At 68.5% G+C, this 21,881-nt stretch carries 16 protein-coding genes; 8 read left to right on the top strand and 8 right to left on the bottom strand.

Annotation, left to right across the window (positions count from 1 at the left end; translation table 11 throughout):
- Position 1: 1 nt before the first annotated feature.
- The 3 genes from AC1DVI_RS11550 to AC1DVI_RS11540 are packed head-to-tail and all read right to left on the bottom strand — an operon-like array spanning position 2 to position 7,465.
- Positions 2–922: a diguanylate cyclase gene (locus AC1DVI_RS11550; protein ID WP_476958094.1), complete on the bottom strand. Its 921-nt coding sequence runs from the start codon at positions 920–922 to the stop codon at positions 2–4.
- Between the two features lie 52 nt (positions 923–974).
- On the bottom strand, positions 975–4,793 hold the full coding sequence (locus tag AC1DVI_RS11545; protein ID WP_476958093.1) for a response regulator: 3,819 nt from the start codon (positions 4,791–4,793) through the stop codon (positions 975–977).
- A gap of 59 nt (positions 4,794–4,852) precedes the next feature.
- Positions 4,853–7,465, bottom strand: coding sequence for a hybrid sensor histidine kinase/response regulator (locus tag AC1DVI_RS11540; protein ID WP_476958092.1), 2,613 nt, complete (start codon positions 7,463–7,465; stop codon positions 4,853–4,855).
- Between the two features lie 592 nt (positions 7,466–8,057).
- Between AC1DVI_RS11540 and AC1DVI_RS11535 the strand changes: the two genes are divergently transcribed.
- From AC1DVI_RS11535 to AC1DVI_RS11515, 5 genes are all read left to right on the top strand, one after another.
- Entirely contained in the window at positions 8,058–9,173 is a 1,116-nt protein-coding gene (locus AC1DVI_RS11535; RefSeq protein ID WP_476958091.1) for a glycosyltransferase family 2 protein, read from the top strand.
- A complete protein-coding gene (locus tag AC1DVI_RS11530; RefSeq protein WP_476958090.1) occupies positions 9,170–9,595 on the top strand; it encodes a GtrA family protein in 426 nt (141 codons plus the stop codon). The genes AC1DVI_RS11535 and AC1DVI_RS11530 overlap by 4 nt, the downstream gene beginning before the upstream one ends.
- A 188-nt stretch (positions 9,596–9,783) precedes the next feature.
- On the top strand, positions 9,784–10,263 hold the full coding sequence (locus AC1DVI_RS11525) for an Hsp20 family protein (RefSeq protein ID WP_014239222.1): 480 nt from the start codon (positions 9,784–9,786) through the stop codon (positions 10,261–10,263).
- Positions 10,264–10,338: 75 nt separating this feature from the next.
- Complete coding sequence (locus AC1DVI_RS11520; RefSeq protein ID WP_149164107.1) at positions 10,339–10,572, top strand: DUF1150 family protein; 234 nt, start codon at positions 10,339–10,341, stop codon at positions 10,570–10,572.
- Between the two features lie 252 nt (positions 10,573–10,824).
- A complete protein-coding gene (locus tag AC1DVI_RS11515) occupies positions 10,825–11,922 on the top strand; it encodes a hypothetical protein (protein ID WP_476958089.1) in 1,098 nt (365 codons plus the stop codon).
- Between the two features lie 42 nt (positions 11,923–11,964).
- Here the strand turns inward: AC1DVI_RS11515 and AC1DVI_RS11510 are convergent, their stop codons facing one another.
- Positions 11,965–12,366: a DUF2141 domain-containing protein gene (locus AC1DVI_RS11510; RefSeq protein WP_476958088.1), complete on the bottom strand. Its 402-nt coding sequence runs from the start codon at positions 12,364–12,366 to the stop codon at positions 11,965–11,967.
- A 216-nt stretch (positions 12,367–12,582) separates the two neighbouring features.
- On the opposite strand from AC1DVI_RS11510, the gene AC1DVI_RS11505 reads away from it, so the two are divergent.
- Both AC1DVI_RS11505 and AC1DVI_RS11500 read left to right on the top strand, forming a co-directional pair.
- Complete coding sequence (locus tag AC1DVI_RS11505; RefSeq protein WP_476958087.1) at positions 12,583–13,452, top strand: LytTR family DNA-binding domain-containing protein; 870 nt, start codon at positions 12,583–12,585, stop codon at positions 13,450–13,452.
- 441 nt (positions 13,453–13,893) lie between these two features.
- Positions 13,894–15,804 carry an acyltransferase family protein gene (locus AC1DVI_RS11500; RefSeq protein WP_476958086.1) on the top strand — a complete coding sequence of 637 codons (1,911 nt, stop codon included), beginning with the start codon at positions 13,894–13,896 and terminating at the stop codon, positions 15,802–15,804.
- A 9-nt stretch (positions 15,805–15,813) separates the two neighbouring features.
- Here AC1DVI_RS11500 and AC1DVI_RS11495 read toward each other — a convergent pair whose 3' ends face one another.
- From AC1DVI_RS11495 to acnA, 3 genes are all read right to left on the bottom strand, one after another.
- A complete protein-coding gene (locus AC1DVI_RS11495; protein ID WP_476958085.1) occupies positions 15,814–16,299 on the bottom strand; it encodes a hypothetical protein in 486 nt (161 codons plus the stop codon).
- A complete protein-coding gene (locus AC1DVI_RS11490) occupies positions 16,292–16,528 on the bottom strand; it encodes a hypothetical protein (protein WP_476958084.1) in 237 nt (78 codons plus the stop codon). Before AC1DVI_RS11490 ends, AC1DVI_RS11495 begins: the two co-directional genes overlap by 8 nt.
- 190 nt (positions 16,529–16,718) lie before the next feature.
- Positions 16,719–19,409: an aconitate hydratase AcnA gene (gene acnA / locus AC1DVI_RS11485; RefSeq protein WP_476958083.1), complete on the bottom strand. Its 2,691-nt coding sequence runs from the start codon at positions 19,407–19,409 to the stop codon at positions 16,719–16,721.
- A 248-nt stretch (positions 19,410–19,657) separates the two neighbouring features.
- Here acnA and AC1DVI_RS11480 point away from each other — a divergent pair, with 248 nt between their 5' ends.
- Positions 19,658–21,016, top strand: a complete 1,359-nt coding sequence (locus AC1DVI_RS11480; RefSeq protein ID WP_476958082.1) for an ABC transporter substrate-binding protein — start codon at positions 19,658–19,660, stop codon at positions 21,014–21,016.
- Positions 21,017–21,022: 6 nt separating this feature from the next.
- Here the strand turns inward: AC1DVI_RS11480 and AC1DVI_RS11475 are convergent.
- Positions 21,023–21,881 (bottom strand): class I SAM-dependent methyltransferase (locus tag AC1DVI_RS11475; protein WP_476958081.1); only part of this gene is annotated, 859 nt, incomplete at its 5' end.

Below are 21,881 nucleotides of genomic sequence, written 5' to 3'. Positions count from 1 at the left end.
CTTATACCGCAACCTCCACACCGCCGCTGCACACACGGTTGCGGCCGGCGCGCTTGGCCTCGTAGAGCAGGCCGTCGGCAAGCTGTGTCAGCCGATCCGGCGTGTCGTCCAGCGTCGGCCGGGCGGTGGCGACGCCCAGGCTGATGGTGACGTGGTCGGCGACGTGGGACACCGCGTGGGGCAGACGCCGGTCGGCCACCGTCTGGCGCAGGCGCTCGGCGACCTGGACCGCCCCGTCCTCATCGGTTTCGGGAAGCAGGCAGACGAATTCCTCGCCGCCGTAACGGGCGATCAGGTCGCCCGGCCTCATCACCTGCTCGGCCAGGAACTGGGCCACCGCGCGCAGGCACTCGTCGCCCGCCTGATGGCCGTAATGGTCGTTGTAGGGCTTGAACTGGTCGACATCGAGCATGATCAGCGACAGCGGGAGCTGCACGCGTCCACAGCGCCGCCATTCGCGCAGCAGCACCTCGTCGAATCGGCGGCGGTTGGCGATCCCGGTCAGGCCGTCGGCGAAGGACAGGGTGCGCAGCAGGTCGGTCTGCCGTTTCAGCAGCAGATGGTTGCGCACCCGCGCCTTGACGATGGGCGGGCTGATCGGTTTCGAGATGAAGTCGATGGCGCCGACCTCCAACCCATAAGTCTCGTCTTCCACCTCGCTCTTGGCCGAGATGAAGATGACCGGGATGTCGCGGGTGATCGGATCGGCCTTGAGGCGGGAACAGACCTCGTAGCCGTCCATGCCCGGCATCATGATGTCCAGCAGAACGAGATCGGGCCGCCGGGACTGCGCCAACTCCAACGCCTTCGCCCCGTCGGTCGCGAAATAGATGTCGTGGTCATCCTTCAGGATGCGGCTCAGCACATGCACGTTCGACGGAATGTCGTCGACCACCAGGATCTTGGAGCGCGCGTCGGTCATGTTCGGTTCCTGGAGGTCGGTTCCCAAAAAACGGTTCCGGATGTGAAGCGGATCAGTCGGCTGGAAGGGATAGGCCGAGATCCTGGGTGATCCTGCGCAAGATTCCTTGAGCCTTTGTAAAATCGAGACCGTCGACGGCCGACGAGAGCGCCTTCATGGCCGCCGGGTCGATCCAATCGGCCAGCGGCGGTGCCAGGACGGAAAACTCCTCCGCGGCGGCGAAGTTGCTGTCGCGCAGCAGGCGGGCGAAGCGCTCCAGCATGGGCTCCAGCGTCGCGATGTCCATCGCCGGACCGTCACGGCCAGGGGGGAGGCCGGGACCGTGGCCGGGAGCGTGCCCCGGCGCCACGGCCAGCCGCGCGGCGGAGTCCAGCACCGCCTCCAGCTCCGCGCGCAGAACCGGCAACTGCGTCGCCGCCGCCGCCCCGTCCCCGCGGAAGGCGGCGATCTGCACCGCGTCCGCGGCGGCGGACAGCGTCCGCGCGCCGATGTTGCCCGCCAGGCTCTTCAGCTCATGCCCCAGCGCCTTGGCCCGCGGCAGGTCGCCGGTGGCCAGGGCGGCGGCGATGCCATCCGCCGCACCGCCGTAAGTCCGGGCGAACTCGGTGACGAACTTGCGGAACAGCCCGACATCGCCGTCCAGGCGGTGCAGCGCGTCCTTCACGTCGATGCCCGGCAATTCGGCGGGAAGCGCACCACGGGCATAGGACGGCACAGCCTTGGGCAGCAGCGGCATGCCGGTCGTCGCCGGCTGGCCGAGCCAGCGGGTCACCACGGAGAACAGCTGCTCCACGTCGATCGGCTTGGCGATGTGGTCGTCCATGCCGCCGTCCAGGCAGCGCTGCCGGTCGGACGGCAGCGCGCTGGCGGTCATCGCGATGATCGGCAACCCCTGTCCGGCTGGCCGGGCGCGCAGCCGGCGCGTCGCCTCGAATCCGTCCATTTCCGGCATCTGCACGTCCATCAGGACGAGATCGAAGGGCGGATTCGCCTCTTCGACGCGGGCGACGGCCTCGCGCCCATTGCCGGCCAGGGTCACGCGGGCGCCGGCGCGTTCCAGGATCTCGCGGGCCACCTCCTGGCTGATGCCGTTGTCCTCCACAAGCAGCAGGCGGTGCCCGAACAGGGGACGCAGATGCGGCGGGCGGAGAAGGCCGGCGGGGACCGGGGCGCAGGGATGCAGCCGGAAGGTTTCCGCCGAGTCGTCCTCCGCACCGCGCCCAAAGGCGTCGATCACCGCGTCGAGCAGCGAGGAGGCGGTGACCGGCTTCACCAGCGCGCCGCTCAGGCCCAGATCCTGCGTTCCCGCACCCCCCGGCACGGCGCCCATCCGTTCGCGCCCGAAGGCGGACACCACGATGATGACCGGCGCCTTCACCAACCCGTCGTCGCGGATGCGGCGGGAGGTTTCCAGCCCATCCATCCCCGGCATCTTCCAGTCCATCAGCACGATGTCGTAGGGCTGCTCGGCGGCGGTCGCACGCTCCAGCTCCGCGATCGCGTCGGCCCCGGACGCGCAGAGCGAGGCCCGCCAACCGAAGGAGACGACCAGTTCGCCCAGCACCTCGCGCGCCGTGAGATTGTCGTCCACCACCAGCACCGACAGGCCGCGCGGCGCGGCGCGGAACCGCGGCGGACGCTCCTTCGCCCGCCCGGCGTTCTCGAAAGCGGATTGCCCGAAGACGGCGTTCCCGAAGACGGCGGTGAAATGGAAATCGCTGCCCTGGCCCGGTTCGCTCGTCACATCCATGACGCCGCCCATCAGGGCGACCAGCCGCGTGCAGATGGCCAATCCCAGGCCGGTGCCGCCGTAACGCCGGGTGGTGGAGCTGTCCGCTTGGCTGAAGGCCTGAAACAGCCGCTCCTTCTGCTCCGCGTCGATGCCGATGCCGGTGTCGCGGATGGAAAAGGTCAGGACCGCCTGCTCCTCCGTCACCTCGACGGCGCGGACGGACACCACCACCTCCCCCGCCTCGGTGAACTTGATGGCGTTGCCGGTGAGGTTGATGAGCACCTGCTGAAGGCGCAAGGGGTCGCCGACGAGGTCGAGCGGAACCTCCGGCCCGACCGAGAACAGAACCTCGATGTCTTTGTCCTGCGCCGCCGCGCCGACGATCACCGCCAGATTCTGCAACAGGTCGTCCAGGCGGAACTCCACCCGCTCCAGCTCCAGCTTGCCGGCCTCCACCTTCGAGAAGTCCAGGATGTCGTTGAGGATGCCGAGCAGCGACTGCGCCGACACGCGGATCTTCTGGGCGTAGTCGCGCTGGCGCGTCGACAGGTCGGTCTGCTGGAGCAGATGGACCAGCCCCAGGATGGCGTTCATCGGCGTGCGGATCTCGTGGCTCATGTTGGCCAGGAATTCGCTCTTGGCGCGGCTGGCCGCCTCGGCCACGGATTTGGCCTGGTGCAGCGCCTCCTCGGCCCGCTTGCGCTCGGCGATCTCGTGGAAGACGACCACCGCCCCTTCCACCCGGCCGTCCTCCAGCATGGGGGAGGCCGCGAACTCCACCGGGAAGCTGGTGCCGTCCTTGCGCCAGTAGATGTCCTCCGAGCCGCCCCGCGCCTCGCCGGTGCGCAGAACCTCGAAGACCGGGCAGTCGATGGTCGGCGCCGGCGTGCCGTCGGCGCGGGTGTGGTGCAGCAGCACATGCAGGCTGCGGCCCAGCATCTCCTCGTTGGTGTAGCCGGTCAGCGCGCAGGCGGCGGGGTTGGCGAAGGTGATCCGCTCGTCCCGATCCACGCCGCAGATGCCCTCCGAGGCGGATTGCAGGATCAGGTTCAGCCGGCGGTTGGCCCCGGCGAAGGCGCGGTTGGCCTGTTCCAGGCTGCGGGCGGTGGCGTCCAGGTCGGCGTTCGTCTCGGCCAGCCGGCGGCGCCCCACCTCCTCGCGCGACAGGCTGCGCGCCGCCGCCATGGCCAGCGCGGCGCAGGCGGCCACCGCCAGCAGGACCAGCAGGCCGCCGTGGATCGTGCGCTCGCGCCAGGGCGTCAGCGCCTCGTCCCGCGACACGCCGACCTGCACGATCAGCGGCAGATCCTGAACCCGCAGGTTCGCGACGATCCGCTCCGATCCGTCCACCGGAGACTGGCTGAAGATCGTGCCGCCGATGGCCCGCGGCGCCTCGTCCATCGGCCGGGTCACCGGAGGCATGTCGGGGGGCGCCGCGGACAGCGATGCGGCGGTGTCCTGGCCCGACAGGCTGAACAGCAGAGTCCCGTCCTCGCGGTACACGGCGACGGCGCCACCGCGGCCGATGTTCAGCCCGTCGAAGAAGGAGCGGAAATAATCGAGGTCCAGGGCGATGTTGGCGACGCCCTGGAAATTCTCCACCGTCCCGATGCGGCGGCTGATGGTGAAGGTCGGCCGGCCGGACAGCCGGCCCCGGATCATCCCGCCGATGTGGAACGTCTCGCCGTTCCGGTGGGCCTGGAAGAAGGCGCGGTCCCTGTTGTTCATCGGCGGCGCCGGGAACTGGCGCGTGGTCAGCAGCCCGTTGCCGGCGGCGTCGTGAATCCAGATGGAACTGACCTCCGGCATGGCGTCGGACATGACGCGCAGTTCCTGCCACAGCGGCAGGTCGCGCCCGACCGCCTCCACCTCCCGCGCGCGAAGCCGGTCGTCGACACGCTGCAGAACGAGATCGCCGGTGGCGACGGTGCGGCGCACATGCTCGTGCAGCAGGCGGGCGGCGTTCAGCGTCCGGTCACGGGCATGGCTCACCGCCTCGTCGCGGTCGGCCCAGGTGGCGCCCCCCCACAGGCCGACTCCGAACAGGGCGATCACTCCGACAATGGTCGTCAACAGGGTCCGCAGCCGCGTGCGGGGGGCCGCGGCGGGGCCCTCCCCCGTCAGAAAAGCTTCGTCCATTGCCGGTGTCCGCCAGATCCGGCGCACGCCGGAGGAGAGAAAGTTGCCGCACATGGGAATTATGGCGTCTGGACGATATCCTTCGCAAGGGACTTGAAACGGCTGCTCTCCCGGCCACGGGACAGCACGTCGCGCAGAGCCTCCGCCCCTTCCTCCGCGGCGTCGAGAACGCTGCCGGCCAGTTCCTCCGCCTCGTGCCGGCGACCGGCGCGCAGGGCGGCGCTGAGCGCACGGCAGGCGGACGCCAGACGGACCAGCCCCAGATTGGCCGACGGTGCGATCAGCGCCTGCGCTTCCGTCAGCGGGGAACCGGACTCGCGGCCCTCGCGCAGGCGGCCCATCCGCTGCGGCAGCTCGTCGAGAAAGGCGGCGACCAGACGGGCGCACGCCTCCTCCCCCAATTCGTCGGACAGCCGGGCCAGCATCACACGGTCGAGCGGCTGACGGAGCGGGGTCGGTTCCACCACCGTGAAGGTCTCGGGCATGGCGCCCCTTCCCGCCGCGCCGTCGGTTGCTTCGGCGGCCCGGCCGCCCGGGATGGCCCAGCCCAGCACGCCGTCGATCGCGTCCAGCATGGCGGCGCGGTCCACCGGCTTGGCGATGTGGCCGTTCATGCCGGCGTCGTGGCAGCGCTGAACCTCGTCGGGCAGCGCGCTGGCGCTCATCGCCAGGATCGGGATGGTCCCCACCGGCGGCGGCAGGCCGCGGATCGCCCGTGTGGCGGAATGACCGTCCAACTCCGGCATGTGCACGTCCATCAGCACGAGATCGTAAGCGCCGCGCCACACCGCCTCCACCGCCTGCCGCCCGTTGGCGACGGCGTCCACGCGGTGGCCAGCCCCCTGCAACATGGCCGTGATCAGCTCCCGGTTCATCGCCAGATCCTCGGCCAGCAGGATGCGCGCCGGACGGCGGTGGACCAGCAGTTCCGCCGCGCAGGGGGCGTCGTTCCCGGCGGGCGGATCGGCTTCGGGCAGCACCAGCGACAGCCAGAAGGTGGAGCCGACCCCCGCCTGGCTCTGCACCCCGACCGTTCCGCCCATCATCTCCACAAGCCGCCGGCTGATGGCAAGGCCAAGACCGGTGCCCCCGCGCGACCGGTCGATCTGGCTGAAACGCTGGAACAGCTGGTCCTGCCGATCCTGCGGGATGCCGATCCCGGTATCGGCGACGCTGATCGTCAGATGCGGACCGGTGGGGGTGTCGGCGGTCTTCACGACGGTCAGGCCGACGTCGCCATGCTCGGTGAACTTCACCGCGTTGGCCAGCAGGTTCAGCACCACCTGCCGCAGCCGGTCGGGATCGCCGCGCAGCCAGTCCGGGACGTCGGGCGCCACGGCGACGTGCAGCGTCAGCCCCTTCGCCTCGGCCTCCAGCCGCAACACCGCCGCGCAGTTGGCGATCAGGTCGCGGACGGCGAAGGAGGTGTCGTTCAGCGCCAGCCGCCCCGCCTCGATGCGGGAGAAGTCCAGCACATCCTCGATCACCGTCAGCAGCGACCGCCCGGCGTCGCGCACCAGGTGGGCGTGATGGCGCTGCCGGGGCGTCAGGTTCTCGTCCAGCAGAAGACGGGCGAAGCCCAGGATGCCGTTCAGCGGGGTGCGCATCTCATGGCTCATCGTCGCCAGGAACTCGGCCTTGGCGCGGCTGGCCGCCTCGGCCTCCAGGCGGGCCTGGATCAGCGCCTGCTCGTTGCGCTTGATCTCGGTGACGTCGGTGACGATGCCGTCCCACACGATGTCGCCGTTGTCGCGCCGCGCCGCGCGGCTGGAGACGCTGATCCACCGGATGTCGCCGTCCGGCCAGAGGATCCGGTATTCGAGCCTCCAGGGCTCCAGCGTCTCGGCGGAGGCATGGATCGAGGCGAACAGGCGCGGGCGGTCTTCGGGGTGGAGGATGCGGTTCAGCGCCTCCAGCGTCACACGCTCGGTCGGCGGCAGCCCCATCACCTGGAAGAAGCCGGGGCTGCAATAGGGAAAGCGCAGCCGGCCGTCCACCGTCAGCACCCGCTGATACACGCCGCCCGGCAGGTTCGCCACCGTCGCGGCGAAGCGGCGCTGGCTTTCGGTGAGGGCGATCTGGAGATCGCAGCGCTCCTGCTCCTTGCGCAGGAAGGTGCCCAGCGCCAGCGTGCCGAAGAAGTTTCCGAGGCTCAACGGCACCAGCGTCGTTTCGAACATGCGGTAGGCCATGTCCGGCGGCAGCAGCAGGAAACCGAGGGGCGCCATCACCGTCACCAGCAGGGCCAGCGCGGCCAGATGCCGATTGCCGAACCGCCCGGACCGTCGCGCCACCGCCCCGACCAGCATGCCGATCAGCCCGGCCCCGACCAGCGACGTCACCCCTGCCAACGCTCCCGGCCCGCCCAGCCAGAAACGGAAGGCTCCGGACACCGCCGCCGCCGCCGCCCCGGCCAGAGCGCCGCCGAACGGACCGGCCAGCCCGACCATCACGTTGCGGGCGTCGATGAACACGCCCGGCGCCACCCGCACCGGATCGGCCATGCCCAGCACCGCCACCCCGCCGAACATCAGGCCCAGCAAGGCGTTGGCCGCCGGTGCCGGCCAGCCGGCGGCGCGGCCGCGGATCTGCAGGAAGACGACCGCCACGACCGCGAACAGCCCGATGTTCTGCGCCAGCCCGACCAGCAATTCGCTAGACACCATGTTCATCGCAAACCCACCGGCCATCACAACCCCCTGGCGGTCCCGTTTTGCATTTTGCCTGCGCGGCGCGACGCGGATTCGCATCGTGCGACGCATTCTCGGCATACGGGCGGATGTCGCTCCGTTTCGCTCCGCCCGCTCGCCGCGTTCACGCAAGGGACGTGCCGCGCCGGAGGTGGTCGCCCGTTCTGGGCAGCCCGACGGAGGCAACCCGCCCGGCATCGCCGTACGGGGTGGGGAAGCGGCGGCGCCCCGGGGTGGGAAAAGCCCCGCGTTCCGCACCGCACCAAGCCTTTCGAGGCACCCCGTTCGCACCGGCAATCGTCGCAAATGCCGTAGGCCTGTGACGTTCCGGGGACTTCCGCCGGTCGGCGCGGCGCGGCGGGGGCATGACCGGGTTAGTACCGAATTCCGACGGGGCAAAAGGGCCTGCAATCCCGTTGCGGAAGCGGGATGCCGGCGGTACCGCGCCGGTGTCGCCCGAAGACTGCGCTCTCGCCCGAAGGGGTTCTCCCTCGGGTTTCACGCCATGAAAAGCATCGGCAGGATGGCCATCGGGCCGGGGGCGCGGACGGGAGGCGGTGACGGGAGAAGGTTCATGCAGCACGCCGTTGCCGGGACTCCGCGGTTGTCCGTGGTGGTTCCCTGCTACAACGAGGCCGAGGGGATCGGCGAATTGCACCGCCGGGTGTCGGCGGCCTGCCGCGCCGAGGTCGGGGAGAGCTATGAGCTGATCCTGGTGGACGACGGGTCGCGCGACGGCACCTGGGGCCGCATCGCCGATCTGGTGCGCGGCGACGCGGCGGTGACCGGGGTCCGGCTGTCGCGCAACCACGGCCACCAGCTCGCCCTGACCGCCGGCCTCCACGTCTGCCGGGGCGAGCGCATCCTGATCATCGACGCCGACCTGCAGGACCCGCCGGAGCTGCTGTCGACGATGATGGCCCGGATGGACGCCGGGGCCGACGTGGTCTACGGCACCCGCATGGCCCGCGACGGCGAGACGTGGTTCAAGAAGGGCACGGCGGCGCTGTTCTACCGCCTGCTCGACCGGCTGGTCGACATCGAGATCCCCAAGGACACCGGCGACTTCCGCCTGATGAGCCGCCGCGCCCTGGAGGTGCTGAACGCCATGCCGGAGCAGCACCGCTTCATCCGCGGCATGGTGAGCTGGATCGGGCTGAAGCAGGAGCCGCTGCCCTACGACCGGCAGGCCCGCGCCGTCGGCGAGACCAAGTACCCGCTGGGCAAGATGATCCGCTTTGCGGTGGACGCCATCACCAGCTTCTCCATCAAGCCGCTGCGCGCCGCCTCCTACGTCGGCTTCTTCTTCGCGCTGTGCGCGCTGCTGGCGCTCGGCTACGCGCTGGTGAGCTGGGCCCAGCACGCGACGGTTCCCGGCTGGACCAGCGTGATGGTCGTCTCGCTGGTGCTGGGCAGCACGCAGTTGCTGATCCTCGGCGTCCTGGGCGAGTATCTGGGACGGCTCTACATGGAGACGAAACAGCGGCCGCTGTTCGTGGTGGACCGCATCGCCCGCCATCCGGACGCCATGGCCGCCCAGGTCGCCGCCCACGCCGCCGCCCAGGCCGCGGCCGCCGAAGCCGGCGTGCAGGCCGTGCCGGACCCCGTCGTGGTGCATCTGGGAACCGGCATCGCCGCGGCCGCCGGAGCCTTCTCCCGCATCGAGGCCAAAAGCGGGGCAAACAGTTGAGCGGCACGGGAAGCCGGGGACGGGCCGTCCCCTGGACGGCCATCCGCTTCGCCGTGGTCGGCCTGCTGAACACCGCGGTGGATTTCGCGCTGTTCCTGACTCTGGTGTCGCTGGCCGGCGCGCCCGTGCTGGCCGCCAACGCCGTGGGCTACGGCGCCGGGGTGCTGTGCAGCTTCCTGCTGAACCGCAGCTGGACCTTCCGCCTGCACCGGGAGGCGGCGCCGTTGGCCCGCCGCCTGCCGCTGTTCCTCGCCTTCAACCTCGTCGGGCTGGGGCTGTCCACGCTGGTGGTCGGACTGCTGGTGCCCACCGTTCCGCCCTTGGCCGCGAAGATCGCGGCGACCGCCGTCACCTTCGCCTGGAATTACTGGTCCAGCCGGCGCTTCGTCTTCACAGCACCGGCCGCCAATCCCCTCGTCTGACTCCGAGCCACCGGTTGCCCCGCCGGAGGGCGCGGGCGCTTTGCCGCAACGGCGAACCTTGACCGCCGGGCGGCCTACCCCAATCTATGACGGAGCGGCGCCGATTCTTCCCTTTCGGGCCGCCAGCCAGCCGGGCGCCGGAAACGGGCCCAATGTGCAACTCGCTCGCCTCTCGAGGAGGATGCGCCGTGACGACACGTCTTTCGCTCTTCAACAGTCCGCTGCTCCTGGGCTTCGACCAGTTCGAGCGCACGCTGGACCGCATCGCCAAGAATTCCGCGGAAGGCTATCCGCCCTACAACATCGAACAGATCGGGGACGAGGGCCTGCGCATCACGCTGGCCGTGGCCGGCTTCACCTCCGAGGACCTGTCGGTCCAGATCGAGGACAACCAGCTCGTCATCCGGGGCCGCCAGACCGACGACCGCTCGCGCATCTACCTGCACCGCGGCATCGCCGCCCGGCAGTTCCAGCGCAGCTTCGTGCTGGCGGAGGGGATCGAGGTGGTCGGCGCCTCGCTCGACAACGGCCTGCTCAACATCGATCTGAAACGGCCCCTGCCGGAACCGAAGGTCCGCACCATCAAGATCGAGCAGCCCGCCCAGGCCGCCAGCGGCACCGCCGGACCGCAGACCATCGACGTCGCGCCCGACCGCGGCGACGCCTGACCGGTTTCAGCGTCCAACCGGCGCGATTGCCCGCCCCACACACCTCCTCGACCGATTCGTCCAAAGGACTGCGTCATGAACAGCTTCGATACCGACAAGGCCGCGGCCTTCCTGCGCCAACTGTCGCCCCAGGACTTCGCCACCTTCGGGCTGGACCATGTGGCCTATGTGCGGCCGGTGACCGTCGACGACGCCCCGGCCTTCTCCGTCCACGCCGCCGACGGCACGCCTCTGACGGTTCTTCCGGAACGCGACGTGGCTTTCGCCACCGTCCGCCAGAACGACATGGAGCCGCTGAGCGTCCATTGACACCCGGGGCGTCCTGCTGATGACGCCCGGAGGTTTCGCCGAAACCTCTCCGGCCGAAAAACCCCACGGAAGGTTGCAAAAGGGCCGGTCCACCGCGGACCGGCCCTTTTCGTTTCTGTACGAGCGGTGCTATGACATTCCTCCGGGACGCCCCCTTCAACCCTTGCCTGCCCCCCTCAACCCGCTATCCTTGAGGGGGACCTCGAAAGTGGCCAAGCGGGCGGATGGGCGCCGGCTTGCGGGGAGATTGCTTTGAACGACGGGGCAGACAGCAGCGAGGCCGTGGCCGAGGTTGCGGGCGACAAGGCGGCCCGGCCCCAGGGCGGAGGCCGGCGCAGGCAGTGGGAGGACGAGGCCCGCGACGCGCTGCACATCATGCCGCTGTCGGCCATCCCGCTGGAAACGCCGGGTCTTCAGCACGCCCGGCTGATCAAGAACGTGCGGCTGCAGACCGTCGTCGAGATGTTCCACGACGTCCAGACCGGCAGCGGGCAGGTCTCGCCGCGCCACCTCACCGCCTATTTCGAGTCCTACAAGGAGGAGGTGGAGCGCGACCTCGTCAAGATCGAGAAGATCGCCGCCGCCTCCAGCTTCGACGTCTACACCTCCCGCATCGAACTGCGGCGGATGAACATCGACGTCAACAGCGTCGAGTCGCTGACCCTGTCCGAGCGTAAGAAGGAGGAGCTGACCAACTACATGCGCGTCTTCACGCGCCCGCTGGTCGAATATGTCTACGGGTCCGAGGACATGCAGGTCCAGGACGTGAAGGACATCATCGGCATGTTCTCCAACCCCAACCGGGACGAGGCGCTGCGCAACCTGCGCATGATGGCCGACCGGCTGGACATCGAGCTTGGCGAAATCCCGCAATTTCTTGAGGAATACGGCGACATCTTCCTGTCGCTGGCCTATTTCAAGAAATGCCTGGACGACATCGTCCCGGAGATCCAGCGCTTCCTCTCCTGGATGGCCGAGATCCGCAGCTCCACCGAAGTCAAGCGCGACGCCCGGCAGATGCGCATGCTCGATGAGATCAGCCGCGACCTGACCGACATCTCGACCTCGATCACCGGGCGGTTCGAGAGCTTCGACAACCGGTCCAAGGACTTCTGGCGCGACATCAACGCCGAGACCTTCCATTCCATCCGCGAACTGATCGCGTCCCACCACGTCACCATCGGCGGCGTGCTGTGCGGTCTGGCGGTGAAGATGGACCTGTGGAAAGCCCGCTTCGCCCGCGGCGGCGGCGGCCCGAACCGGCGCATGGAATTCGTGAAGTCGGAAATCCTGCCCGGCCTGTCCCACATCAAGTCGCTGGAACAGTCCGCCCGCTCCGCCAGCACTTGAGAGGTTTTCCACGGCACCGCTCCGGCTGTCCGGAACGGCGGCTCAGTCCGTCAGGGGCACCATGGCGGTCACCGTCCCGCGGTCCGGCACCGCCAGGGCAAAGGCATCGAAGGCCGGTGGGCCGAAGGTGCCGCCCATCGCCCCGCCGCTGAAGCCGTAGGGTTCGCCCGGCACGCCCAGCAGATTGGTGGTGAGCACCGAGTCGCCGTCCCGATCCTGGAACACCGCGACTCCGTAGCGTCCCGCCGGCAGCCCGGCGAAGACCGCCGTCACCTGCGTCCCCGACGCCTCCAGGATTTGTCCGGCGAAACGCCGTTCCACCCGGTAGGCATCGGCGCCGTCATACAGCGCGACCCACAGCTTGCCCTGTTGGGGCTTGACGTTGCCGATGGTTGCGCGAAGCTCCCCCGCGCAGACTCCCGCCGCCGCGAGGGTCAACGCCATCGCGCCGACCAACCCCATTCCGATCCGACATGCGGCTCCCATTTCCTGTCCCTTTCCTTCGCCGTGGGCGAACCGTCGCCTTTCCGAACCGGCGGCCCCTTCCATGCCTGAACGGGCGGGTGGCGGGCCACCGCCGCTGCGGGACCGGTGGGGTGCGGCTTCGCGAAACGCCGGAACCGGCGTTTCGCGATGCGTGAAGCGACGGACACGCCGGCAATGAACGTTCCTGCGGCGGAAACTCCCGCGGCGGGGCAGCCCCGCACACCCTACCGCCGCCGGCTGCTGGGACGGCGCCTGCCGCTGCTGCTGGCCGCCGCGCTGGTGCTGACCCTGCTGGGTCCGTTCGGCACCTTCGCGGATCTGACGCTGGCGCAGCGGCTGGCTTACTGGTGCGGGCTGATCGGGCTGGGCGGTCTCGCCTTCGAGCTTCTGACCCTGGCCGCCGGCCATCGGCTGCGGGAGCGGGCGGGGGCGTGGCGCGCCATGGTGGCCGGGGTGATCCTGGCGGTGGCGGCGCTGATGACGCTGACCGTGGCGCTGCTTGAAAAGACGTTGCGCGGGATGGATTTTCTAAGCCCGCTGGGGTTGGCGGAGCTGTTCGTCTATGTCGTCCTCGTCACCCTGCTGGTGTCCGCCATTCCGGTCTGGCTTGAGCTGCGGGACCGTGGGCTTCTCGCCGGCCCTGCGGCTCTCCCTTCCCCGCCCCTTCCCGACAACGCACCGCCACCCCCGGCGGAGCGGGCGGAGCCCGCCTTCCTCGCCCGTCTGCCCGCACGGCTCGGCCGGGACCTGCTGGCGCTGGAGATGGAGGACCATTACGTCCGCGTCCACACAGAGGCGGGCAGCGACCTGATCCTGATGCGGCTGCGCGACGCCATCGCCGAACTGGCCGGGATGGACGGCATGCAGGTCCACCGCTCCCACTGGGTCGCCGCGGCGGCCGTCGCTGGGGTGGAGCGCAAGCCGGACGGCAAGCTGGTGCTGGTTCTGCGCAACGGCCGGCGCGTGCCGGTCAGCCGCAGTTACCTGACGGAGGTTCGGGCGGCGGCTCGGGCGGCGGGCTGGGCGGAGAGGACGGGGCCGTGACCGGCAATCTTACCGCGCATACAAAGACATTCTAAAAACCCGACGGACCGCCGCCCCCCCGCAATAACGGTTGTTTTCTCTATCCCTATCGGTCACCGATTATCTTTGAATTCTTGTTAGACCATTCAAAGTGCCGACGCCCTAAGGATTTCATTCAATAATTCACTTCAACGCTCCGCCTCGATGACATATCATCGAATTCAAGAGCACTTTCTTATCAAGGACCCTAAAAACATTAAAGCAATCCACGCGACAACAATGCCAATCTTACGCTCATAGCGCGACGTCTTTTCCACATCATTGGATTGTCAGGGGGCAAGCACGCTGCCGTCCCTCACGCAGCCGAACATCCCCACGCTCATCGCCGCTCGCCTCCCGCCGTAGAACCGGGTTCGGGATCGCCGACCCACGTTTCCGTTCCACCCAAGCATTGCGGGTTCCATGACGTACCGCCCCGACATCGACGGCCTTCGCGCGGTATCGATCCTTTCGGTTCTGCTGTTCCACGCGAAGTTTTCCCTGTTCAGCGGCGGATACATCGGCGTCGATGTGTTCTTCGTGATTTCCGGATATCTCATCGGCTCGATCGTTCTGAACGACGCGCAGCGCGGCACCTTTTCCCTGGCCGAGTTCTATGTCCGCCGCATCCGCCGAATCCTTCCCGCCCTGTTCGCGGCCCTGGCGGTCACCGCGGTGCTCGCGCTGATCCTGCTGTCACCCCAGGAGTTGAAGAGCTTTTCCCAGAATCTCGCGGCGACCACGCTGTTTTCGTCCAACATCGTCTATTATCTGAAATCCAGTTACTTCGAAAGCGCGGCGGAGATGAACCCGCTTCTCCACACCTGGTCGCTGGGGGTGGAGCAGCAGTTCTACATCGTCTTTCCCCTCGCCCTGCTGGCTTTGCTCCCGTACGGGCGTTCGGTATGGATTGCCGTTCTGGGGGCGGCAGCGGCGGCGTCCTTCGCCTTGAGCGTGTTCCTGGTGCGGGATCATCCGGTGGCGGCCTTCTACCTGTTGCCGCCCCGGCTGTGGGAACTGCTGCTGGGCGCCCTTCTCGCCTTCGGTGCCGTTCCGGACTTCCGCGGCCGGGCGGCGCGGGAACTGGCCTCTGTGCTCGGCGCCGCTCTGATCGTCGCCAGCGTATTCGCCTTGACGGAGGCGACGGCCTTCCCGGGCTACGCCGCGCTGCTGCCCTGCCTGGGGGCGGCGCTGGTGATCCACGCGGGGCGGGGCGGCCCGACGGCGGTCGGGACGGTGCTGACCCTGCGCCCCATGGTCTTCATCGGGCTGATCTCCTACTCCATGTACATCTGGCACTGGCCGCTGATGGTCTTCGCGCGCTTCCACAAGGGGCGGGACCTGTCCACCAGGGAGACGCTGGTCCTTCTCGCGATCATCGCCGCGGTGTCCGTGCTGTCCTGGCGGCTGATCGAAATTCCCTTCCGCAAGCCCAGGGCGGATCCCGGGGCGGAGTCGGGGCGCCGGCCGTCCACGGTCTTCGCCCGGACCGGCTGGGCCATGGCGGGGCTGGTGGGGGTCGGGCTGCTCGGCCATCTGTCCAACGGGCTGCCGCAGCGCTTCACCGACTACGCGCCGCAGGACATCTCAGGGCGGGAACTCTACAAGGAACACACCTGCTTCCTCGAAACCGACCAGCCCCCCGAGGCGTGGCCGGGCATGGAGGGTTGCCGGATAGGCCCCCTGAAGGCGGACGCGCCCACCGCCCTGCTCTGGGGGGATTCCTTCGCCGCCCATTATGTGCCGGGGCTTCAGAACATCGCCGACACCCTGCCCTTCAACATCGTCCAATACACGGCATCCGGCTGCCCGCCCATCAAGGATCTGTCCGTCAACGCCCGTCCGAACTGCCAGGACTTCAACAGCCGCGTCGATGAGATCATCGACCGCAACGGCATCCGCATCGTCATCATGGCGGCGCGGTGGGAATGGTACATGGACACCAACGCCCTCGATCTCCGCCGCCTGCATGACACCGTGGTGGCTTTGCTGAGCCGGGGCATCCGCATCGTCGTGCTGGGGCAGAGCCCGGTGTTCCGCTTCCGCAACCCCTACGACCACACCTATTTCATGAAGTCGGAGCGGGCCTATTCGATCACCGGCCAAGCCGCCGACCAGCCGCTGATCACCGCGACGCAGGGGGCGCAGTTCGTCGACACCTCCGACTATTTCTGCGATCCCGATCCCTGCAAGTCCCTTCCGCTCTGCCGGATCAGGGACGACCAGGGCTTCTACTTCCTGGACCAGGGGCATTTCTCGACCCACGGCAGCATCCTGCTCGTGCAGAGCATTCAGGAGGTTTTGCGCGCGCCCGATCAAACCTACGGAGAGTGAGGACCAGTCTCAGGCCGCGTGCCGAGCGTCCGTCGCGAAAGCATCGAAGAACAATCCGGCGGTTTCCTGATTGGCATGCCGCCGGGAAAGCTGATAGCTGAGTTCAAGGACGCTGATTTCCGGAATCGTGCCCCTTACGAAAAGGCGCTTCACCAGGAACACCGCAGCCATTTCCTGGATCATATACAGGTTGGGATTGTCCCAACCCTCCGGATCGAAATGCACGATCTTGAACCGACTCAGCCGGAAGGCCAGGACGCCGGCAATCTTGCCGGGCGTGATGCCATGCGTCTTCGAGCGCCGCGCCAGCATCGCGCGCAGGTCGATCTCCGCCTCCGCAACGGCCAACGCCAGTTCCCGGTCGCTGTATTCCAGATGCCTGAGCGGCATGCCGAACACACGGCACGCCTCGCTGAGAAACGTCACATATTCGGTGAAAATCCTTCGCCGGAGTTCATCGGTGAAGGGAAACTCCGGTAAAGCGAGATCAGCCATTGGCGTCCGAATCCAACCCCAACAGACGGCGATAGGCATTGATGTCTTCAGGCGTGTGGGTGGACTGGCGCACCCAATCCTCCAACTCCTGCGCCGTCCGGATGCCATGATTGATGCGGACTTCGCCACGACTGCCCTGATGGGCCATCATGCGCTCGACAGAGTCCTTGAGCGCATCCGGATCGTTCATCACATGCTCAAGGTTCGGCATCGCGCGAAACCAACCCATGTTGTCCGTCGCCGCGGCATTGGCAGGAACGCCACGCCTTTGGCCGGGTTGCGGAGGGGATTGCTCCCCAGAATCAAGGCGGTCGAGGAATCACCCCCGACCGCTTCGATTCAGTTACCTCTTTTTCGGATGCAAGTCAAGAATCAGTCGAGATTCCACGCATTGTAAGTCTTCGAAAGTTTTACCGGCCTCACTTCGCCAGATTGCGCAGGACGAAGTTCAGCACGCCGCCGTTCCGGTAATACTCGACTTCGTCCACCGTATCGATGCGCAGCAGCAGCGGCACCTGCCGGGTCTGACCGTCGGCGCGGGTGATGGTCATCGTCACGTCCTTGCGCGGGCGCAGGTCCTGCTCGATGCCGTCGATGTCGAAGGTCTCCGTGCCGTCCAGCGCCAGGTCGTTGCGGGTCAGCCCGTCCTTGAACTGCAACGGCAGGATGCCCATCCCGACGAGGTTCGAGCGGTGGATGCGCTCGAAGCTCTCGGCGATCACCGCGCGGATGCCCAGCAGCTTGGTGCCCTTCGCCGCCCAGTCGCGGCTGGAGCCGGTGCCGTACTCCTTGCCGGCGATGACCACCAGCGGCACGCCCTCCTGGGCGTAGCGCATCGCCGCGGTGTAGATCGGCAACTGCTCGCCCGAGGGATAGTGCCGGGTCTCACCGCCCTCCACGCCCGCCAGCATCTCGTTGCGGATGCGGATGTTGGCGAAGGTGCCGCGCATCATCACCTCGTGGTTGCCGCGCCGCGCGCCGTAGGAGTTGAAGTCCTGCGGGCGCACCTGATGGCTCAGCAGATACTCGCCGGCCGGGCTGGTCTTCTTGATCGACCCGGCGGGGGAGATGTGGTCGGTGGTGATGCTGTCGCCGAGCACGGCCAGCGCGCGGGCGCCCCGCACGTCGCTCACCGCGTCGGGAGTCTTCGGCATGTCGGCGAAGAAGGGCGGCAGCTTCACGTAGGTGCTGCCCGCCTGCCACTCGTAGGTCTGGCCCTCGGCGGTCCGGATGCCGCGCCACTGCGCCGGCCCTTCGAACACGTTGCCGTAGCGGCTGCGGAACATCTCCGCCGACAGCGAGGCGTCGATGGCGTCCTGAACCTCCTGGTTGGTCGGCCAGATGTCCTTCAGATAGACGGGCTGGCCGTCATGGCCGGTGCCGATGGGGTCCTTGGCCAGGTCGATCTTCATGTTGCCGGCCAGCGCGTAGGCGACGCACAGCGGCGGGGAGGCCAGATAGTTCGCCCGCGTGTGCGGGTTCACCCGGCCTTCGAAGTTGCGGTTGCCCGACAGCACCGCGGCGACCACGAGGTTGCCCTCCTCCACCGCCGCGGCGATGGGGTCGGGCAGCGGGCCGCTGTTGCCGATGCAGGTGGTGCAGCCGTAGCCGACGATGTTGAAGCCGAGCTGGTCGAGGTAGGGCTGGAGCCCGGCCTTGGCCAGATAGTCGGTGACCACCTGCGATCCCGGCGCCAGCGAGGTCTTGACCCAGGGCTTGGACTTCAGCCCCTTCTCCACCGCCTTGCGGGCCAGCAGGCCGGCGGCCACCAGAACCGCCGGGTTGGAGGTGTTGGTGCAGGAGGTGATGGCGGCGATCACCACCGCCCCCTGGTCGAGGTTGTAGCCGCAGCCCTGCACGGGAACCGAGCGGTCGGCGTCCTCCGCCTTGAAGGTGCCGACCAGATCGCCGCCGAAGCTCTGGGCCGCCTGGGACAGCGGCACGCGGTCCTGCGGACGCTTCGGGCCGGCCAGCGACGGCTCGACCGTCGTCATGTCCAGCTCCAGCGTGTCGGAGAAGACGGGGTCCGGCGTGCCGGCGTCGCGCCACATGCCCTGGGCGCGGGCGTAGGCCTCGACCATCGCCACGCGGTCGGCGTCGCGGCCGGTGAAGGTCAGGTAGCGGATGGTCTCCGCGTCGATCGGGAAGATGCCGCAGGTGGCGCCGTATTCCGGGGCCATGTTGCCGATGGTGGCGCGGTCGGCCAGCGTCAGGTGATCCAGACCCGGCCCGAAGAACTCCACGAACTTGCCGACCACGCCCTTCTTGCGCAGCATCTGGGTGACGGTCAGCACGAGGTCGGTGGCCGTCGTGCCCTCCTTCAGCCGCCCGGTCAGCTTGAAGCCGACGACCTCGGGGATCAGCATGGAGATGGGCTGGCCGAGCATGGCCGCCTCCGCCTCGATGCCGCCGACGCCCCAGCCGAGCACGCCCAGCCCGTTCACCATGGTGGTGTGGCTGTCGGTGCCGACCAGCGTGTCGGGATAGGCGACGAGCTTGCCCGCCGGGTCGCTGTCGGTCCATACGCCCTGCGCCAGATACTCGACGTTCACCTGGTGGCAGATGCCGGTGCCCGGCGGCACGACGCGGAAATTGTCGAAGGCCTTCTGACCCCAGCGCAGGAAGGCGTAGCGCTCCAGGTTGCGCTCGAACTCCAGCTCGACGTTCTTCTCGAAGGCGGAGGGGCTGCCGAAGAAATCGACCATCACCGAGTGGTCGATGACCAGATCGACCGGGACCAGCGGGTTGATCTTCTTGGGATCGCCGCCCAGCGCGGCCATCGCCTCGCGCATCGCCGCCAGATCGCAGACCGCCGGCACGCCGGTGAAATCCTGCATCAGCACGCGCGCCGGGCGGTAGGCGATCTCACGGTCGGACCGCTTGTCGTGAAGCCACTGGGCCACCGCCTTCACGTCGTCGGTGGACACGGTGCGCCCGTCCTCGAAGCGCAGGAGATTTTCCAGCAGCACCTTCATCGAATAGGGCAGCCGGGAGAGGTCGCCCAGTCCGGCGTCCTCCGCGGCCTTGATGCTGAAATAATCGTAGCTCTTGCTCCCGACGGACAGGGAGCGGCGGGTTTTCAGCGAATCCTGACCGGTGAACGTCGTCACGGTACCCCTCCTTCGCGTTATTGGCGGATTGGCCGGGCGGCGGCCATGGTTTCCGCATGCCTCAACCGCCTGATTTAGTGCCGGTCCCGCCCCCCTTCAAAGGGCTCCTTCCGAGAGGCAGGGAAGCGGAAGCGTGGGGGCTGCGCTCTCTTCGTGCGAAAAGGAGCCGGTCCGTACTAGAATCGCGGGAAACGAAAACCACGCGGACGGGCGGAATGGCCCGGCGTGCGACGGGTGGAGGAAACGGAATGGCATGGCGCGCCCCAGCCCTGGCGGTTGCGGCCCTGGCGGTGGTGGTGCTGTGCACCCCGACCGAGGCCGCCCCGGAGTCGCCGCAAGGGGCGCAATTCTTCCCGCACCTCGTCTACCGCAGCGGCCCCTACGCGCCCTACGGCATCCCGCTGGCCGACGGGGTGGCCGATTATCTGACGCTGGTCAACCAGCGCGACGGCGGCATCGGCGGCGTGCCCATCGCCTGGGAAGAGTGCGACACCGGCTACAACACCGACCGAGGCGTGGAGTGCTACGAACGGCTGAAGGCCAAGGGGCCGACCGGCGCCGCCGCCGTCCTGCCGCTGTCCACCGGCATCACCTACGCCCTGATCGAGCGCGGGGCCGCCGACCGCATTCCGGTCTTCTCCTCCGGCTACGGGCGGGCGGACGTGTCCGACGGGCGGGTCTTCCCCTACGCGGTCAACGCCCCGGCCAGCTATTGGACCGGCATCGACGCCGCCATCAGCCACATCGCAACGGAGCTGGGCGCAACGGAGCTGGGCGCCACGGAGCTGGGCGGGACGGAGCGGCTGCGCGGGCGGAAGATCGCCTACGTCTACCATGACAGCGCCTTCGGCAAGGAGCCGCTGCCCATGCTGGAGGCGCTGCGCGGCCCGCTGGGCTTCGAGATGCGCAGCTTCCCCGTCGCCCCGCCGGGGCTGGACCAGCGCGCCGTCTGGACGCAGATCGCCCGCCACTACCGGCCCGATTACGTGATCCTGTGGGGCTGGGGCGTGCAGAACTCCACCGCCCTGCGCGAGGCCGCCGCCGCCGGCTATCCGGCCGACCGCATGATCGGCGTCTGGTGGGCCGGGTCGGAATTGGACGTCCGGCCGGTCGGCGCCGCCGCGGTCGGCTACAAGGCGGTCGCCTACCACGCCGCCGGGGCGGACCTGCCGGTGATTCGCGCCATCCGCGAGCAGGTCCACGCCCGCGGGCTGGGGGCCGGCGATCCCGGCCAGATCGGCACGGTGCTCTACAACCGCGGGGTCTTCAACGCCGCCGTCCTGGTCGAGGCCATCAGCACCGCGCAGGGCAAATACGGGCGCAAGCCGCTGACCGGGGCGCAGGTGGCCTGGGGCTTCGACCATCTGGACCTGACCGCCGAACGGCTGGCCGCGCTGGGGCTGGACGGCTTCATGCAGCCGCTGCGCATCACCTGCGCCGACCATGAGGGGATCGTGCCGCTGCATGTGCAGCAATGGGACGGGGAGCGCTGGCTGGACGTCTCCGGCCCCATCGAGCCGCGCCGCGCCCTGATCCGCAAGCTGGTGACGGAGTCGGCCCGTCGCTTCGCGGTGGAACGCAAGATCGAACCACGGGCCTGCGATTAGGAGCTTTTAGGTCGGGCGCATCGCCACGTAGCGGCAGAAGCGCAGCCCGCTGCCCAGCACGCGCAGGCGCGACCACCACAGCGCCAGCTCGCAGGCCAACGCCTTGAGCACGCGGGGTTCGGGGACCGCGGTCTTCAGCGCCTCGCCCAGCCGGCGCACCCGCTCCACGGCCTGACGGCGGTGGAACTGGGTGAGATCCTCGGAAATGCGCAGGTCCAGGTTGCGCTGGGTCAGCTCGTCGGCCATGCGGGTGGCCGACCAGGGATAGACCTCCAGCGGTTCGGAGTCGCGCCAGCCGTTCCAGCTCTCCCAGGAGGACGGGGTGCCCTCGATCACATAATCGAACAACAGCACACCGCCCTTCGGCTTGACGCAGTCGCAGACGCGGTCGAGGAAGTTCTCCTTGTCGCGCACCCGGTGCATCACCCGGTCGGCCAGCACGAGGTCGAAGGAGCCCGCCTGGTTGAAATGCTCCGGGTCGTAATGGCCGATCGGCGCCTTCTTCGACACGCCCAGCGCCTTGGACCGCTCCATCCCCAGCTTCGCCAGCAGGGGGGACATCTCCAGGCCGGTGACCCAGGTGTCGTAGCTGTCGACGATGCCGCGCGCCGGCCCGCCCAGCCCCGCCGAGAGGTCCAGCACGCTCTTGGCCGGGTTCAGCCCGAAGGAGCGGACGGATTCGACCATCCATTGCGAGTCGCCGGGACCGACGCAGTCCTGGCCCCACAGCATCTGCGCTCCTTCCGTGCGGGCGACCGACCAGACCGGTTCGCCCTGGCGGTCCAGTTGCAGGTTCTCCAGCCGCTCCAGGTCGGCATCGGGCCGCGGCGCCTCGGGCGGCAGGGCGGCGGGCGCCGCGGAGCGC

The organism is Azospirillum sp. P4_B5 (assembly GCF_056402275.1).
This window is presented reverse-complemented; position numbering and strand designations above follow the sequence as displayed.

What these genes read in the sequence shown, in the direction of transcription:
- AC1DVI_RS11550 (WP_476958094.1), bottom strand. Translation starts at nt 922, where the DNA reads ATGACCGACGCGCGCTCCAAGATCCTGGTGGTCGACGACATTCCGTCG.
- AC1DVI_RS11545 (WP_476958093.1), bottom strand. Translation starts at nt 4,793, where the DNA reads ATGGACGAAGCTTTTCTGACGGGGGAGGGCCCCGCCGCGGCCCCCCGC.
- AC1DVI_RS11540 (WP_476958092.1), bottom strand. Translation starts at nt 7,465, where the DNA reads ATGAACATGGTGTCTAGCGAATTGCTGGTCGGGCTGGCGCAGAACATC.
- AC1DVI_RS11535 (WP_476958091.1), top strand. Translation starts at nt 8,058, where the DNA reads ATGCAGCACGCCGTTGCCGGGACTCCGCGGTTGTCCGTGGTGGTTCCC.
- AC1DVI_RS11520 (WP_149164107.1), top strand. Translation starts at nt 10,339, where the DNA reads ATGAACAGCTTCGATACCGACAAGGCCGCGGCCTTCCTGCGCCAACTG.
- AC1DVI_RS11510 (WP_476958088.1), bottom strand. Translation starts at nt 12,366, where the DNA reads ATGGCGTTGACCCTCGCGGCGGCGGGAGTCTGCGCGGGGGAGCTTCGC.
- AC1DVI_RS11505 (WP_476958087.1), top strand. Translation starts at nt 12,583, where the DNA reads ATGAACGTTCCTGCGGCGGAAACTCCCGCGGCGGGGCAGCCCCGCACA.
- AC1DVI_RS11500 (WP_476958086.1), top strand. Translation starts at nt 13,894, where the DNA reads ATGACGTACCGCCCCGACATCGACGGCCTTCGCGCGGTATCGATCCTT.
- AC1DVI_RS11495 (WP_476958085.1), bottom strand. Translation starts at nt 16,299, where the DNA reads ATGGCTGATCTCGCTTTACCGGAGTTTCCCTTCACCGATGAACTCCGG.
- AC1DVI_RS11490 (WP_476958084.1), bottom strand. Translation starts at nt 16,528, where the DNA reads ATGGGTTGGTTTCGCGCGATGCCGAACCTTGAGCATGTGATGAACGAT.
- AC1DVI_RS11480 (WP_476958082.1), top strand. Translation starts at nt 19,658, where the DNA reads ATGGCATGGCGCGCCCCAGCCCTGGCGGTTGCGGCCCTGGCGGTGGTG.